Below are 15,942 nucleotides of genomic sequence, written 5' to 3'. Positions count from 1 at the left end.
AGGCTTTGAGATTTCTTTAGCGTAATAAAAGGAATCTTTGGCATCGCTTGATGACGCTTGGACGACTCGTTATCTCTCAGCGCGTCGCCAAACGTTTGCCTTAAAGTTCTATTGAACATGGTCGTTAATGCCTAGCAACGTGCACTGGTTTTTTCGATGCATAAGCGGTCTTGAGCGGCTAAAGGTCATGTGCTATCGTGCGCGCCCTTGGCATTTAAGCAAAAAAATATTGCTTCGCGACCCGCGCAACGCGGGCTTTGCGTAGCGCGATTGCGGCTAGCCGAATGAGCTTGCGGTGACGATTTCCTCAAGGCGATGTCCTTGAGAAAAGCGCGCTGCACTCGTATAAAAATCAAACGGGGAAAAGATCTTGCCGATGGAGAAGTGGACCCGGGCACGCGCCGGTATGTTCTCTTGCGCGCGTGCGGAACGGGCGCCTGAACGTTTCGTGATGCGCGTATTGGCAGCCGTTCTGTTGAGCACGGCGGGCCTTGATCCGTTCATCGCTTATGCGCAAGCAGCGGCGCTGCAGTCCAATGCGCCGCGCGCTTCACAGTCCGCTGCATCTCAACCCAATATCGCTTTCTATTACGCGGCGAATCCGCCTGTCGATCAATTGCAGGCATTCGACGCAGTGGTCCTCGACCCGGTAGCGGGCTTCGATCCGTCCATGCATCCGCTCGCGCATACGACATGGATCGCGCGTAGTCAAAGCGGCAATGCCGCTGAAATCGAAGCGCTGTGGCAGCGTGGTTATCGCGGATTTTTCCTCGATACGCCAATCGCTCTTGCCGCAGCCCTTCGAATTCATGCGGCGCATCCGGACGCGCGTCTTATCGCGGGTGGCGAGAACATTGCGCAAAGCGCGTTGCCCTATGCAAGCGCGCTGTATGCGGTCGTCGGCGATTCGCTGATTCGCGGTATAGACGAAAGTGGTCAGTTCACGGAAGTTCCTGAAGCGTTGCGCGCACGGCGCATGGCGGCGGCGCGCGAATTCACGCAGCAGAGCGGCGTGCCGGTCGTGTCGATCGAGTATTGCAATCGCAACGACCGGCAGTGCGCGCGCGATACAGCGAGCCGCGTCGTGTCCGCAGGCATGCTGCCTTACGTGACGAGCAAGGCGCGCGATGTGGTCGGCATCGGCAAGATAGAAGTGCTGCCGCGCAAGATTCTCGTCGTGCAGGACCGCGATACCAAGGACCCGCTCGATTTAAGCGCGGGGGTGCGTGACCTCGCCACGCCGCTCAATTACATGGGCTACGACGTCGAGTACGCCGACTTTTCGTCGCGCTTGCCGGATAACATCACACCCGACCGTTACGCAGGCGTGGTCGCATGGATTCAGCGCGGCGCGGTGCCCGATGCACAAGTCTGGCAACGATGGGTTGCCGCGCGCATGGCGGATCACATTCCTGTCGCGTTTCTCGGTCAGTTCGGTTTCGATTCAGCCGGTTCCGCTGGCGCCGCGCTCGATCTGCAACCGGTCGGCGGAACGTTCGCGGCGCCCGTCACGGTCGTCAAGAGCGATCCGATGATCGGCTTCGAGATCAGCCCGAAACCGGAACCGCGCGATCTGCAAGGCGTGCGCGTGGGTCCGCGCAGTCAAGCTTTGCTGCGCGTCTCGGCAAGCGGAGAGGAGGTGGACCAAGTCGCGCTCACGCCGTGGGGCGGGTACGCGCTGAGTCCTTACACAGTCGTATCGTTGGACAGCATCGAACAGGAACGCTGGGCCATTCAACCAATGGCCTTCATGAAGGCGGCGCTGCATCTGCAAGACATGCCCGCGCCGAGCGTGACGACGGAAAACGGCCGACGCCTTTTCATGTCGCACGTGGATGGCGATGGCTTCGCCTCACGCGCGGAATTCCCCGGTCCCGACTACTCGGGCGAAGCGTTGTATCAGCAGATTTTCACGCGCTATCAAGTGCCGATGACGCTCTCCGTCATCGAAGGCGAAGTCGGTCCTGCCGGTCTGCATCCGGATATCTCGCCCCGTCTGGAAGCCATCGCGCGCAAGATGTTCGCGCTGCCGCACGTCGAGATCGGCACGCATACGTACTCGCATCCGTTTCAGTGGGAACAGGTCGACAGCAAGGGCGCACAGATGGATCGCGGCGGTGGCGACGCGGCGTTCTCGTTGAATATCCCGGGATATCGCTTCAATATCGATCGTGAGATCACGGGCTCGATCGACTATATCAACTCGCGTCTTGCACCTGCCGGCAAGAAGACCGTGCTCCTGCAATGGTCCGGCGACTGCCGTCCGCCTGGCTTCGTCGTGCGCAAGGTGGCCGAGGCGGGCGTCTACAACTTCAATGGCGGCGATACGGTCATCACGAAGTCGGCCAGTAGCTGGACCAATATCGCGCCGGTCGGTGTGGACAAGGGACCCGGCGCATATCAGGTCTATGCGCCGAATCAAGACGAGAACGTCTACACGAACGACTGGCAAGGTCCGTTCTATGGCTTCACGCGCGTGCTGGAAACGTTCGCGATGACCGAGCGTCCGCAGCGCTTCAAGCCGATCGACATCTATTACCACATGTATAGCGGCACCAAGGTGGCGTCGCTGCGCGCGTTGGATCAGATCTTTTCGACGACACTCAAGCAGCCGGTGATGCCGGTCTATGTGAGCGAGTACATCCGCAAGGTGCTCGACTGGCATACCTTCGCGGTGGCAAAAGACATCGATTCGAAGTCCGGTCAATGGCTCGTGCGCGGCAATGGCGAAGTGCGGGAATTGCACTGGCCGCAAGCGGCAAAGCCATCGGTCGATGATGCTTCGGGCGTCACGGGTTTCGCGCCAGGGCCTGACGGTACTTACATCCATATCGATAACGGCAGTGCGCGTTTTGCCATGGGCGGTACCACGACCGCGCCGTATATCGAAGAGGCAAATGGTTTCGTGCGCAACTTTAGCCGCACGCCGCAAGGCATGCAGTTCGAATTTGCCGGCCACTATCAGCCGTTCGTCAAGGTAGCGAACGCGCAGCAGTGCAAGGTTCGCGTCAACGGTCAAAGCGTTGCTGTCCGACGCGATGGCGATTTCCTGCGCTTCGACACGTCGGCCGACGTCGGATCTATCTTGAACTACAAGCCGGTCGAGGTCGCCTGTGCTCGTTAATCGCCCTCGTATTGCGCCAACGTGGCTCGTGATGTTGCTCGCGGGCGTCGTGTTGATCACGCTATGGTTCATGCATCCGCGTGGCGGATTGCGCAACCGCTTGACATCCACCGATGCACCGAGCGATCTCAGCATCGCTTATCTTGAAGCGTGGCTGCGCGTGCAGCCCGGCAACACGGAGATTCTCTCGGTGCTCGGCACGCAATACGTGCGTCTCGGGCGCGATGAAGATGCGCGCCGCATTGCTGACCGCATGGCCGCCGCGCCTGGTGACGAGCTTCATCGCGCCGCACAGTTGCTGCGCCTGACCGTGGATACGCGCGAGACCTTCGCATTGCCCGCGAACGATCCGGGCCGCGAGGCCGCGCTGGTTCGCCTGCGCACGCAACTGACCAAGGCGGCGGCGCTGTCGTGGTCGAATGCGGACTTGCAAATGCTGACCGAAGCGGCTGCATCCGCGAATGCGCAACAGCTTGCGGGGCAGCTCTATGCGCGGCTTGCCGTGCAGGACCCGGCACAACAGACGCGCTGGAATCGCGAAGTGGTGCGCTTTGCCATGTATGGCGGCGACTATCGCGGCGCGGCGGAAGGCTGGTTCCGTTTGCAAGCGAAGGCACCCACGTTCGATGCGAAGCGTGATTGCTTCATCAACGGCATTCGCGCGCTGCAGTCGGGCAATCTGCTCGATGAAGCGCTTGGCGCCGCGAAGGAACATGGCGCAGCGTTCGCGCACGATCACGCGACGCTTGTCGTGCTGCTGAATCTGGCGCGCGCGGCGCATCGGCCGGACCTCGTGGATCGTTATGCAAAGGCGCTCGCAGGGTATGCGCAAGCGCAGCCAACGGATGAAGACGGCGCGCTACGGCTGGTCGCGTATCTTCGCGAGCGCGCATCACAGAAAGAATATGCGTATATGGATGGTTCGCAGCCGATGCATACGCACCGTCACGATGTGCATGTCGTTCGTGTTGCCACGCCTGCATCGGCTCCGAACGCCACGGACGATGTCCCGGGTCTCCTGTATCAATCGTTCCTCGAATCGAACGACTTGCAGAACGCACAGCGCGTCGCGAGCGAACAGGTCGAGAAGAATCCCGGCTCGACGGTGTGGACGAAGCGGCTCGCTCAAGTATCCGAATGGAATCACGCGTCGCCGCTCGCGCTCAAGATGTGGCTCGCTTACGCGCAAGCCACGCACGACCCGGAAGGCTGGAAAAACGTCATGCGTCTGGCTCCGATGCTCAACGACGACAACGCGTATCTCGCCGCGTTGATCCAGGCATCGAATGCCGCACCCGCCGATCTCAAGCTGCTCGACTCGGTCGTCGCGGCATACGAACGTCTCGGCCGTCCGGACGATGCACTGGCGTTCCTGCGCACCCGTCAGCGCACGATATCGAACGAGGCCATCGTTTTGCGGCTCGGCCAACTTGCGGAACGCTCGGGCCACGACGATGAAGCGCTCGCCGCTTATCGCGCGCTGAACAAGCGCAATCTGGCGAACACGCAATACGCATTGCGCACCGCGAGCCTTTTGTATCGTCATGGCGACTACAAGGGTGCGCTCGATGCCTTGCTCGCTGCACGCCAAGGCGCCAGGAACGATGACATTCTGTTCTGGCGCAACGCGGCGCAACTCGCGCGTCTTCTGCAACGCGATGACATCGCCAACGACGCATACAAGCATCTGCTTGCAAGCGGCGAGGCCACGCCCGAAGACTTGAGCGCCATGACGTACTTCTACGACGCTTATCCAGTCGATGCCGCTCGCACCTCGGAGTTGCAGTATCGCCGCGATCGTTCGCCGCGCTCGCTGGAAAGCGCAGTCCACTATTACACCGATGCCGAGCAATACGATCGCGCCGATGCATTGCTCAAAAGCCTGAGCCCGGAGCAACTCGCCGTTGCGTCCGAGTCGCCGTCGTTCCTGCGCATTCGCGCCGAATACTATCGACAGACGAACCGTCCGCTCGATGCGCTCGCCGATCTTCAACATGCCGTCACGCTGCCGGGTGCCGCGCTCGACTTGCGCGCGGCATTGCTCTGGACGCTCGTCGACTACGGCACGGATGCGCAATTGCACGACGCGCTCAAGCCATGGCGCGATACGCCTGCGCAAGAGCCCGCGTTGTGGGGCCCGCTCGCTGCTGCCTATATGCGCTTGAACAAGCCTGAAGCCGCGCTCAAGTACTTGCGTCTGCAAGCGGCGTCCGCATCGCGTGATCCGCTGTGGCAGTTGAGCTATGCCGAGGCGCAAGAGATCGCGGGACGCAGCGACGTCGCATGGTCCATTCGCCGCAATGTCTGGCGCCAGATGCAGGACGAGGAAGCGGCCGTTCGCGCGAACACGGCGGTGGGAAAGAACATCGTGCAGACGCACCAGTCGCAAGGCAGTGAAGTGCGTGAACAACTGCAAGGCCGGCGCGTGACGCTGGCATCGATATTCGAGAACGCGGATGTATCGAAGGCATTGCTGATCGACCTGCTCGCAACCGATGCCGGGCGCAACGACGACACCGCCGCACGCCGCACCTTGTTGGGCGATACGGCCGGTCTTCCCGCTGCGCAATTGGAGGCATCGAACGCGAATGCATCTCCGAAAGAGACACAACTGACCTCGTCCGTTGCACGCGATGTCGCGCTTGCCTGGGCCATGTCGCACGAAGCGAATCCGTTGGCGAAGCGCTGGCTCGCGCGTCAATACGCCGACGTGCTGGTTCAGCCTTCGGAGCAGTTGATCGCCATTGCGCTTGCCGACAACGACAAGCCCGCGATGGAACGTCTTCTCGATGATCAGAAGGCGCGCCTGCCGATCTATGACCGTATCGATGCATCGATCGCGGTGGATCGTCCGGGCGATGCACAAAAGCTCGCGTTTCAAGGCCTCGAAGATGCGCCCTATGACGACGAACTTCATGGCCGCCTCGTGCAGACCTCACTGACGTGGCCGCAATCGCTCGATGCAAGCGTCACGAGTTATGTCGAACATCCGCTCGATTACATCGAGCAGACGCTTGGCGGCAGCCTCAAGATCGCGGACAAATACATGATCGGCGTAAAGGGCGTTCAACGCTTCCAGCATTCGACGGATTCATCGCAACTCACCGATGTCCCTTCGGTGGATCGCTCGTTGGAAGTCTTCGCGCGCAGCCAGACTTACGACACGGCGTTCATGGTCACCGTGGGCCGCCGCGAAGCGCTCGACAGTTTTTACAGCGTATCGGCGGGTGCCGAATGGGGCCGAAATTCCGCTTTGTCGCTCGCCGTGAAGGCGGGCTACAACCAGACCGCACGCGAGTCGCAAGTGTTGCAAGTGGGCGGTGTGAAGGACAACGTCGCAGGCACCGTGATGTATCGCGCGACGGAAAGCCTCTATGCCACGGGCACGGTCGAAGCCGATCGCTTCTATAGCCAGGCGCGTAACTATCTCGGTAGCGGCGTGCTGTCGGCGGGCGAGATCGGTTATCGCATTCGCACGAACTATCCGGATTACACGCTGCGCCTGATGGGCGCGCATGGCGGATACGGCGCAAGTGGCGCCGCCGATGGCCTGATCTCGCGCCTCATTCCGGTGACCGCCGGTCCGGTGAGTGCCGCGAGCTTCATTCCGCAAAGCTACTCGCAATACGGCCTGTTCGTCGGTTTCGGCAACGATCTGCTCGATCAATACACGCGCGCATGGCGGCCATTCTTCGATGCAGGCGTGCTGCACGACTCGAATCAGGGCTGGGGACCGTCCATCAGTCTTGGCCTCGCGGGCACTGTGTTCGGCGGCGATCATGCGGCGCTTTACTTCTCGCATCAGCGTGTGTCGCGTCTCGGTACGCCGGTCACGCAAATCGGTGCGCGCTATAGCTGGTTTTATTGAAACGATTCTGGATCCACGGAAGGGGAAGCAACATGCACGGTATCAAACGACTCGCGCGTTCAGGCGCATGGTGTGTGGCGGCAACCGCGCTCGCGCTTGCAATGAGCGCATGCGGAACGGTGCGTCAGACGGCCGGCCCGACGCTCACGCATGGCGACAAGGTGGCTGTCGTGTCCATCGCCAACTACACGGAAACGCCGGATGCGGGCAAGAGCGCAGAATCCATCGCGGCGAATACGCTGCGCGCAGGCGGTGTCGGTGATGTACGTATCGCTCCCGCCGATACCAACCGCAACGCGCTCTTCGATAACGCGCAACGCGGCGATGGCGACAAGTCGCTCGAATGGGCACGCTCGCAAAACGCGCGCTATGTGCTGACGGGCGCGGTCGAGGAATGGCGCTACAAGACCGGCGTAGATGGCGAACCGGTAGTGGGCGTGACCTTCGAACTGATCGATGTCGCGAACGGCTCGGTCGTCTGGAGCGCAACGGGAACGCGTACGGGCTGGAGCCGCTCGGCATTGTCGAGTGTGGCGACCACTTTGATCGGCAATGTGCTGTCGCCGTTGCAAGCGCGCCAGTAAGTCGCCGATCAAGCTTGCCTGCCTGCCGCCGAGATACAGGATGCAGGTTGATACGAAATAAGCACGAGACAAGAAAAGGAAATGGCCGTGAATACCGCAGCCGTCGAAACCAACCCGGGCGCCGCCAAGCGCCACGCGCATCCGTTCGGCAATCTGGGCCGCGTGCGCCGCTTTCTCGCGCCCGCGGTGGCGCGGCCCTTCGCTATCGTCGAAAGCGTCGCGCTGATGCTCATCATGCTGTCTGTCGCGCGCTGGCTTCAGCATGACGATCCCTTACTCGTGCGCGGCGGCTTTCCGTGGCTATGGATGGTGCCGCTGCTCGTCGCGTTGCGCTACGGTACGCTGCTTGGCTTGCTGTCCAGCTCCATCATGTTCGGTGTGTGGGAGTTGTTCTATCCGCCGGGCGGCACGTTTCCCGCGTTGTATTTCGCGGGCGGTCTTTGTCAGACGATCCTTGCCGGTCATTTCGGCGATACGTGGGGCAGCCGCGCGGAACGTGCATCGTCGCTGAACGATTATCTGAACGACCGCCTCGTTGCGTTGACCAACAGTCACTACTTGCTGCGTCTTTCGCATGAGCGGCTTGAGAAGGATCTGCTGTCGCGTCCGACGACGTTGCGCGATTCGATCACCGAGTTGCGGCGGCTTTCCGTCGCCGGCGACACGGCGAAGAACGATTCATCGATGCGCGGCGCGGATGGCCTGCTCGAGTTCATCGCGCAAGCATGTCAAATTGAAGTGGCCGCGCTTTTTCCGGTGCATCGCGGCAAACTGGGCATGGAGCCGATCGCCCAACTCGGCGATGCCTTCACGCTCAAGCTCGACGATGAACTCGTCATGCATGCGCTCGCCACGCAAAACGTCGCGCATCTGAAGAACGTCGATTCGACCGTGCCGGTCAGCGAGTATCTCGTCTGCGCGCCACTGGTTTCCGCCGATGGCGAATTGCGTGCGTTGCTCGTCATCAAGCGCATGCCGTTCCTGTCGCTCAACTTCGACAATCTGCAACTCCTGCTGGTGCTGTTGGGTTACTACGCCGATGGCGTGGCGCACGCGTCCTTCGTGCAGCGCATCGTCGATCAGGTACCCGATTGCCCGCATGAATTCGCGCTCGATCTCGGCCGTCTGACGCGTCTGCAGAAGAAGGCGGGCGTGGCTTCCTCGCTGGTCGCGCTCGTGTTTCCGCGCGATGAAGAAGGCGATGAACTCTTCGAACACGTCATACGCCGCCGCCGTTCGCTCGACGTCATGTGGCCCGTGCAGACGCCGCGGCAATCCGTGCTGCTCAATCTCATGCCCGCAACGGATACGACCGGCATCGACGGCTATCTCGCGCGTATCGAAGCAAGTCTGAAAGCGCAGTTCAATACCGACCTCGAAGGCGCGCGCGTTGGCGTGCATACGCTGCATCTCGGAGGCGAGGAACCTGGCGCGGCGCTCAAGCGTCTTCTCAAGCGAAGTGGCCTCGATGTCTAAAGGGTCCTCACTCCTCCTCGGCGCGCTTGCGGCTATCGTCGCGGGAATCGTGCAATACCTTGCGATTGCGAGCCTGATGCAGGCGCCGGGCGCGTTCGATCCGCTCATGCGCTTCCTGGCTTGGCAGGCCGCAGCGGGTCTGGCCGAAGCCGTTGCGTTTCGCGCCTGGTTGCCACAAAACTATCGCGAGCCGCTCGCGTGGTCGTTGCTCTCGTTGTGGCTTGCGTGCACGTTCGTACCGCTCTTGGGTGGCGTCGTGGTGCTCGTGAGCTGCATCTGGGCAGCGCTCTTTCCCGCGCTCAAGGAAAGCGGCGAACTCGACGATGTCGCGCGTCCCAAGTTCGTCACGTATCTGGTATCGCGCGTTCAGCATGGCGGCGGCGCGCGCTTGCAGGCACGTCTTGCGAACACGCAGGTGGCATCGACGGATCGACTGTCCGCGCTGGTTGCCATCCAGAGCATGCCGACCCGCACCACCGGCACCTTGCTGCGCGACTTGCTCGCCGATCCCCTGGAAGATATTCGCCTGATTGCATACGGCACGTTGGACCATGCCGAGAACGAGATCATGCAGAAAATCTTCAGAACGAGCAAAACGCTCGAAGCAACCGAGAAGCCGGCCGAGCGTCACGCGCTGAATCGACTGCTTGCCGAACTCTACTTCGAGCTCGTGTACCAGAATCTCGTGCAAGGCGCGGTCTATAAGCACACGCTGCAGCAAGCCGACCGCTACGCGCAGGCCGCGCTCGAAACCGATTCATCGGATGCCGCACTGTGGCTCATTCGCGGACGTTTGGCGCTCGCAAGCGGCTTGCCCGATGAAGCGCATGAACACATTGGCTGCGCGCTCGAGCTCGGCTTTCCGCGCGAACGTCTCGTTCCCTGGCTTGCCGAAGCGGACTTTCTGCGCGGCGAATATTCACGCGTGGCGAGCCTTCTGGCGACGCTCGGCAATGCCGCTTCGTTGCCCACGCTCAAACCGGTTGTGAAGTACTGGTCATGATGAAAGAACTCCCGATCCGCCGCGCCGCCGATGCCGATGTCTGCCTTCTCCTCGAAGGCACGTTCCCGTTCGTGCGCGGCGGCGTATCGAGCTGGGTCAACGAGATGATCCGCTCTTACCCCGACACACGCTTCGCGATCGTCTTCATAGGCAGTCAGAAGTCGGACTATGCGGGCGTCGCTTATGCATTGCCCGACAACGTCGTGCATATCGAAACGCATTACCTGTACGAGCCGACCACGGCGGATTTCACGCCGCGCGCGGCCGCTGGCGACAGCGCCGCATTCGTGCGCTCGCAGCAGTTGCACGACACCTTGCGCGACCCGCGTAACGGCCGCGATGCTGGCGCGTTGCTCGCCGACATGATCCCGATGATCGGCACGAGCGGCGCGCTCAACGAAGAGCAGTTCCTCACGAGTCGCGCGGCGTGGCATACCATCGTCGATCAATACGAGCAGTTCTGCACGGACCCGTCCTTTACCGATTACTTCTGGACCGTGCGTATCATGCACAAGCCGCTGTGGCAGCTTGCGCGCGTGGCGGAGCAGTTGTTGCCGGCCAAGGTTTATCACACGGTATCGACGGGATATAGCGGCTTTCTCGGCGCGTTGATGCACTACCGTACCGGACGGCCCTTGCTGATCTCCGAGCATGGCATCTATACGAAGGAACGCAAGATCGACTTGCTGCAAAGCCAGTGGATTCGCGACAACCGCGGTGTGTTCGAACGCGACATCTCGCGGGTGAGTTACTTCCGCGAACTGTGGGTGCGTTTCTTCGAAGCGATCGGCAAGCTTGCCTACGACGCCGCCGACGATATCGTCGCGCTCTACGAAGCGAATCGCCAGCGTCAGGTGACGGACGGTGCGCGTGCCGAGCGCACGCAGTGTATCCCCAACGGCATCGACGTCGATGCGCTCGGGCCGCTCGTCGCGCAACGCAAGCCGCGTTCGAATCGCGTGGTTGCGCTGATCGGACGCGTGGTGCCGATCAAGGACATCAAGACTTTCATTCGCGCGATCTTCATCGCGTCGCGCAGCATGCCGGACCTGGAAGGCTGGATCATCGGACCGGAAGAAGAAGATCCCGCTTATGCGCTCGAATGCCGCGCATTGGTGGAGAGTCTCGGCTTGAGCCGCAATCTCAGGTTTCTCGGCTTTCAGCGTATTGACGACATGCTGCCGCAAGTCGATGTCATCGCACTGACCTCGATCAGCGAAGCGCTGCCGCTCGTGGTGCTCGAAGGTTTCGCAGCGGGCGTGCCCGCCATCACGACGGATGTCGGGTCGTGCCGCCAATTGATCGAAGGCGTGGATGAGGAAGATCGCGCGCTCGGATCGGCGGGCGGCGTCGTGCAGCTTGCGGACCCGGCCGCGTTCGCGCAGGCCGTGCTGTCCTTGCTCGCGGATGAAACGCGCTGGCAAGCCGCACAACAAGCCGGCCTCGCACGCGTGCGCCGCTATTACACGAAGAAGCAGATGATCGACCGTTATCGCGCGCTGTATGACCGGCTGTCGGCACTGCCGGATCGCGCGCGCAGCGGCATGTCGGCCAGCGCCGCGCAATGCCCGATGCATCATCACAAACCGGCAGGCGCCGCGAAAGAGCCGCTTGCATCGCAGGAGTCACGCTGATGGCCGGCATTGGTTTCGAATTGCGCAAGATCATGCGCCGCGACACGCTCGCGGGCGTGGCGCGCGCGTATGCCTATGCAGGGTTGATCAGTTCAGGTCCGCTCATTCTGTCGATCTTCGGCATTTTGATCATCGGGCTCATCAGCCTGGCTTCAGTCATACCGAAGTTTGCGATCGTGCAGTTTCAGGTGTCGGTGACATATTTGATCGCGCTTAGTCTGATATTGACGGGACCGTTGCAACTCTCGTTCACGCGCTTCATTTCCGACCGCTTGTTCGAGAAGCGCGATGACCTCGTGCTGTCCAATTACAACGGCGTCGTGCTCGTGTCTTCGGCTCTTTCGAGCGTGGTTGCGGTCGTTGCGATGTTACTAGGCTTTCGTGAAGAGCCGATCGTCTATCGCCTGTTGATGATTACCGGCTTCGTGGTGGTCAGCAATATCTGGATCGCGGTGATCTTTCTGTCGAGCGTGAAGCAGTATCGGCAGATTCTTTACGTGTTCGCCGTGGGTTATGCGTGCGTCGTTTGTCTTGCGCTCGCACTGAACGGCTATGGACTCATCGGTTTGCTGGGCGGTTTCGTGGCCGGCCATATCGTCTTGCTGGCGGGTTTGTCGGGCTTGATTTACCGGAACTATCGCAGCGAGCGCTTCGTGTCGTTCGAAGTGTTCGAAAGACGTTATGCCTATCCTAGTCTCGCGCTCGTCGGCTTGCTGTTCAATATCGGCGTGTGGCTCGACAAGTTCATGTTCTGGTATGCGCCGGGCACGGGCACGCGAGTCATTGGGCCGCTGAACGCATCGGTGATTTACGACATCCCCATTTTTATCGCTTACGTATGCGTGATGCCGGGCATGGCGACGTTCCTCGTCCGTATCGAAGCGGACTTCGTCGAATACTACGACGCGTTCTACGACGCCGTGCGCAGCGGCGCGACGCTGCGCCATATCAGCGAGATGCGCGACATGATGGTGGGCAGCGTGCGTGCCGGGCTCTATGAAATCATCAAGGTGCAGACGGTGGTGCTGCTGCTGATCGTTGCGTTCGGTGAGCGCGTGCTGGGCTTGCTCGGCATCTCGCCCTTGTATATGCCGCTCTTGGTCGTCGATGTCGTGTCCGCGAGTCTGCAAGTGCTGCTGCTCGGCCTGCTCAACGTCTTCTTCTATCTCGATGGACGACGCACCGTCATGAAGCTCACCGGCGCGTTCGTCCTGTTGAATGGCCTTTTCACGGGCATTACGTTGCGGCTCGGACCGGATCTCTACGGCTATGGGTTCGCACTGGCGTTGCTCGTCGTCGTGGTGGCCGCCGTGAAGGTGCTCGACCGCAAGTTCCTGTCTCTCGAATACGAGACTTACATGCTGCGCGGCTGAGTGGCTTAACGACATGAAAAAATTCGTCCGACGATCTGGCCTGCGCGCATTGCTGCATTTCGCGCGGATCGCCGCCTTCGGGGCGATGGTGACGGCCGCGCACGCGCAAACGCCATCGGTCGCGCTGTATTACGGCGCAAATCCGCCTGTCGAGGAACTCACCGGTTTCGATGTCGTCGTAGTCGAGCCCGATGCACATTTCGATCCGCAAGCTCATGCGGATACGCACACGGCGTGGTTTGCTTACGTGAGCATCGGCGAAGTGAATCCGCATCGCGCTTACTTCAAGGCAATTCCGTCTGCGTGGATGCCTGGCGTGAATCAGGCGTGGGCGTCGCATGTGGTGGATCAAACGGCGGCGCAATGGCCGGCGTTCGTCGTGAACAAGGTTATCGCACCGTTGTGGAAGAAGGGTTATCGCGGCTTCTTTCTCGATACGCTCGATTCGTATCAGCTGATCGCCACGACCGATGCCGCGCGTGCGGCACAGGAAGCGGGACTCGTGCGCGTCATTCGCGCCATCAAGGCGCGTTATCCGGAAGCGAAGCTGATCTTCAATCGCGGCTTTGAAGTGCTGCCTCAAGTGCATGAATCAGCCTGGATGGTCGCGTTCGAATCGCTGTATCGCGGCTGGGATGCAGGCAAGCAACGCTATACGGAAGTACCGCAGGCCGACCGCGACTGGCTGCTGATGCAGGCCACGACCATCCGCGATCGATACCATCTGCCGGTCCTTTCGATCGACTATTGCGCACCCGCCGACGCCGATTGCAAGGCCGCGACGGCCGCACGCATCGCGGCCGACGGCATCGTGCCCTATGTCACCGATGGCGCGCTCGCCACGGTAGGTACAGGAGCGCTACCAGCGAATTGAACGCAACGAAGAACAACATCATCTGAGAGAGCAAAGCCATGTATGGCATCGTCGGCGCCATACCCAACGCAATATCGTTCCCGTATTGATCGAAGGGCTGCACGGATGTGGATAAGCCGCGGACTCTGGCAAAGTCGGTCACGGTGGAGTGAGGGGCCATTGCGAACACTGAGCAGCAGCGTGTTCCTTGGTCTCACCCATTATCCCCACCCGCCACGGCCAGCACCGCACCCGTGATATACGCCGCCTCATCCGAGGCAAGAAAGAGAATCGGCGCTATCTGCTCGTCGAGCGTGCCGTAACGCTTGAGGAAGGTCGACTCGGTGACCTGCTTGACCGCCTCGCCCATCCATGCTTTCTCTTGCTCGCTATCGCCTGAGGCGTTACGAGGCACTCGTCGCGGAGGTGCCTCTGTCCCGCCGGGCGCAGCCGCAACGACGCGGATGTTGTACGCGCCATACTCCATCGCAAGCGATTGAGTCATCGCGTTCACGCCGCCCTTTGCCGCGGAGTACGGTACGCGCCGAATCCCGCGAGTCGCATTCGATGAAATGTTGACGATGGTGCCGCAACCCTGCGCGAGCATGTACGGAAGCACGGCATGACACGCGTAAAGCGTTGGCATAAGCGAACGCCGAATCTCCGCATCGATATGCGCGGGCTCGAACTCCGCGAAAGGGCGCATGCGAATGGCGCCGCCCACGCCGTTGATGAGAATGTCGATCCGACCGAACCTGTTCTTTGCAAAAGCCATCGTCGATGCCGCACCGTCGTAGGTTTCGAGATCGGCGACAAACGCAGCCGCATCATCGCTTTGTGCTTCAGCGGCGACTTCCGCCACGAAGTCCGCTCGATCGACGAATAGAACCTTCGCTCCTTCCGCGATCGCACGAAGTGCAACGCCCCGCCCGATCCCTTGCGCCGCGCCTGTGACCACCATGACTTTGCCGGCGAATCGGTTGGTGTTCATGCGGTCTCCGGCGCGGCGTTAGGGGTGAACTTCTCGTAGTGGAAGCTATTCGGCTTCACGCCGGTATCGTCGAAGTACTTGCGCACGGCATCGACCATTGGAGGAGGACCGCAGAGATAGACATCGACGTCACCGTCATTCAATGACTCTGCCGACATGTGCTGCGTGACCCAGCCTTTGCGTGGATGATTCGATTCGGCATCGGCCACGACGGTGCTGTAAGTGAAGTGCGGGAGCTTCATGGCATACGCAGCTATTGCATCGGTTTGCACGAGGTCGAGGTCTCGCGTCACACCGTAGATGAGATGAACCCTTTGCTGCGCGTTCGTCCGGTATAAGACTTCCAGCATCGACAAGAAGGGCGCTAAACCAGTGCCACCCGCAAGAAAGAGCAACGGCCGCTCGACGGGGCGCAGATAGAAGCTACCCAGCGGCCCTGTCAATTGGGTCTTGTCGCCCGGCTGCGCGGATTCGAGCCAGGTACTCATTACGCCGCCCGCAATCTTTTTGATCAGGAAGCTGACCTTGCTTTCACCAGGCGCGGAAGAGAACGAATAGGAGCGATGCTGCCCGCTGCCCGGCACATCGATATTGACGTATTGACCGGCGAGGAACACAGGCGCGGCAGCTTCGACATCGAATTCGAGCACGACGGCTGCGTCGTTATGCGGTTCAACCTTCGCGACGGTCGCGGCAAATTTGCTTTGCTCGGTCTTGCACACTACTGACGATGCCGGCACTGCAATCACGCAGTCGCTTTGCGGCACCATCTGGCACGTGAGGACAAGGCCGGTTTCCTTTTCGTCGTCGCTTAGCGCGTCTTCGATATAGTCGTCGCCGAGGTCGTACGCGCCGCTTTCCGCGCGGCATTTGCAGGTGCCGCATACACCGTCGGAGCAATCCATCGGCAAGTTGATCCGGGCTCGAAATGCGGCATCGAGGACCTTCTCGCCCGCCTTGCATTCGACAAAGCGAGTCACGCCGTCTTCGAAGTTCAATGCGATGTTGTAGCTAGACATGTTGTCTCCTGCTTCGT

Annotated in this window: 9 protein-coding genes and 1 pseudogene; 8 read left to right on the top strand and 2 right to left on the bottom strand. The window is 60.8% G+C overall.

What is annotated here, in order from left to right:
* The first annotated feature begins 376 nt into the window (after positions 1-376).
* From NCT04_RS21460 to NCT04_RS21425, 8 genes and pseudogenes are all read left to right on the top strand, one after another.
* Positions 377-3,124 (top strand): bifunctional glycoside hydrolase/polysaccharide deacetylase family protein, encoded by a 2,748-nt coding sequence (locus NCT04_RS21460; RefSeq protein WP_250467611.1) that lies wholly within the window; start codon positions 377-379, stop codon positions 3,122-3,124.
* Positions 3,114-6,992, top strand: a complete 3,879-nt coding sequence (locus tag NCT04_RS21455) for a tetratricopeptide repeat protein (RefSeq protein ID WP_250467610.1) — start codon at positions 3,114-3,116, stop codon at positions 6,990-6,992. Before NCT04_RS21460 ends, NCT04_RS21455 begins: the two co-directional genes overlap by 11 nt.
* Positions 6,993-7,024: 32 nt before the next feature.
* Complete coding sequence (locus NCT04_RS21450; protein ID WP_250467609.1) at positions 7,025-7,576, top strand: LpoB-related protein; 552 nt, start codon at positions 7,025-7,027, stop codon at positions 7,574-7,576.
* 87 nt (positions 7,577-7,663) lie between these two features.
* A complete protein-coding gene (locus NCT04_RS21445; RefSeq protein WP_250467608.1) occupies positions 7,664-9,052 on the top strand; it encodes a PelD GGDEF domain-containing protein in 1,389 nt (462 codons plus the stop codon).
* Positions 9,045-10,055, top strand: coding sequence for a hypothetical protein (locus tag NCT04_RS21440; RefSeq protein ID WP_250467607.1), 1,011 nt, complete (start codon positions 9,045-9,047; stop codon positions 10,053-10,055). The genes NCT04_RS21445 and NCT04_RS21440 overlap by 8 nt, the downstream gene beginning before the upstream one ends.
* Positions 10,052-11,689 carry a GT4 family glycosyltransferase PelF gene (gene pelF, locus NCT04_RS21435; protein WP_250467606.1) on the top strand — a complete coding sequence of 546 codons (1,638 nt, stop codon included), beginning with the start codon at positions 10,052-10,054 and terminating at the stop codon, positions 11,687-11,689. Before NCT04_RS21440 ends, pelF begins: the two co-directional genes overlap by 4 nt.
* The gene (pelG, locus tag NCT04_RS21430; protein WP_250467605.1) at positions 11,689-13,062 is read left to right on the top strand and encodes an exopolysaccharide Pel transporter PelG; all 1,374 of its coding nucleotides are present in this window, start codon (positions 11,689-11,691) and stop codon (positions 13,060-13,062) included. The genes pelF and pelG overlap by 1 nt, the downstream gene beginning before the upstream one ends.
* Before the next feature lie 13 nt (positions 13,063-13,075).
* Positions 13,076-13,924: pseudogene (locus tag NCT04_RS21425) on the top strand (endo alpha-1,4 polygalactosaminidase); the annotation flags it as partial.
* Positions 13,925-14,129: 205 nt separating this feature from the next.
* Here the strand turns inward: NCT04_RS21425 and benD are convergent.
* Together benD and benC are read right to left on the bottom strand one after the other, a co-directional pair.
* Complete coding sequence (gene benD, locus NCT04_RS21420; RefSeq protein ID WP_250467604.1) at positions 14,130-14,906, bottom strand: benzoate diol dehydrogenase BenD; 777 nt, start codon at positions 14,904-14,906, stop codon at positions 14,130-14,132.
* Positions 14,903-15,925 (bottom strand): benzoate 1,2-dioxygenase electron transfer component BenC, encoded by a 1,023-nt coding sequence (gene benC / locus NCT04_RS21415; RefSeq protein WP_250467603.1) that lies wholly within the window; start codon positions 15,923-15,925, stop codon positions 14,903-14,905. Before benC ends, benD begins: the two co-directional genes overlap by 4 nt.
* Positions 15,926-15,942 lie beyond the last annotated feature (17 nt).

It is taken from the genome of Caballeronia sp. GAFFF2 (genome assembly GCF_023631485.1).
GTDB lineage: Bacteria > Pseudomonadota > Gammaproteobacteria > Burkholderiales > Burkholderiaceae > Caballeronia.
This window is presented reverse-complemented; position numbering and strand designations above follow the sequence as displayed.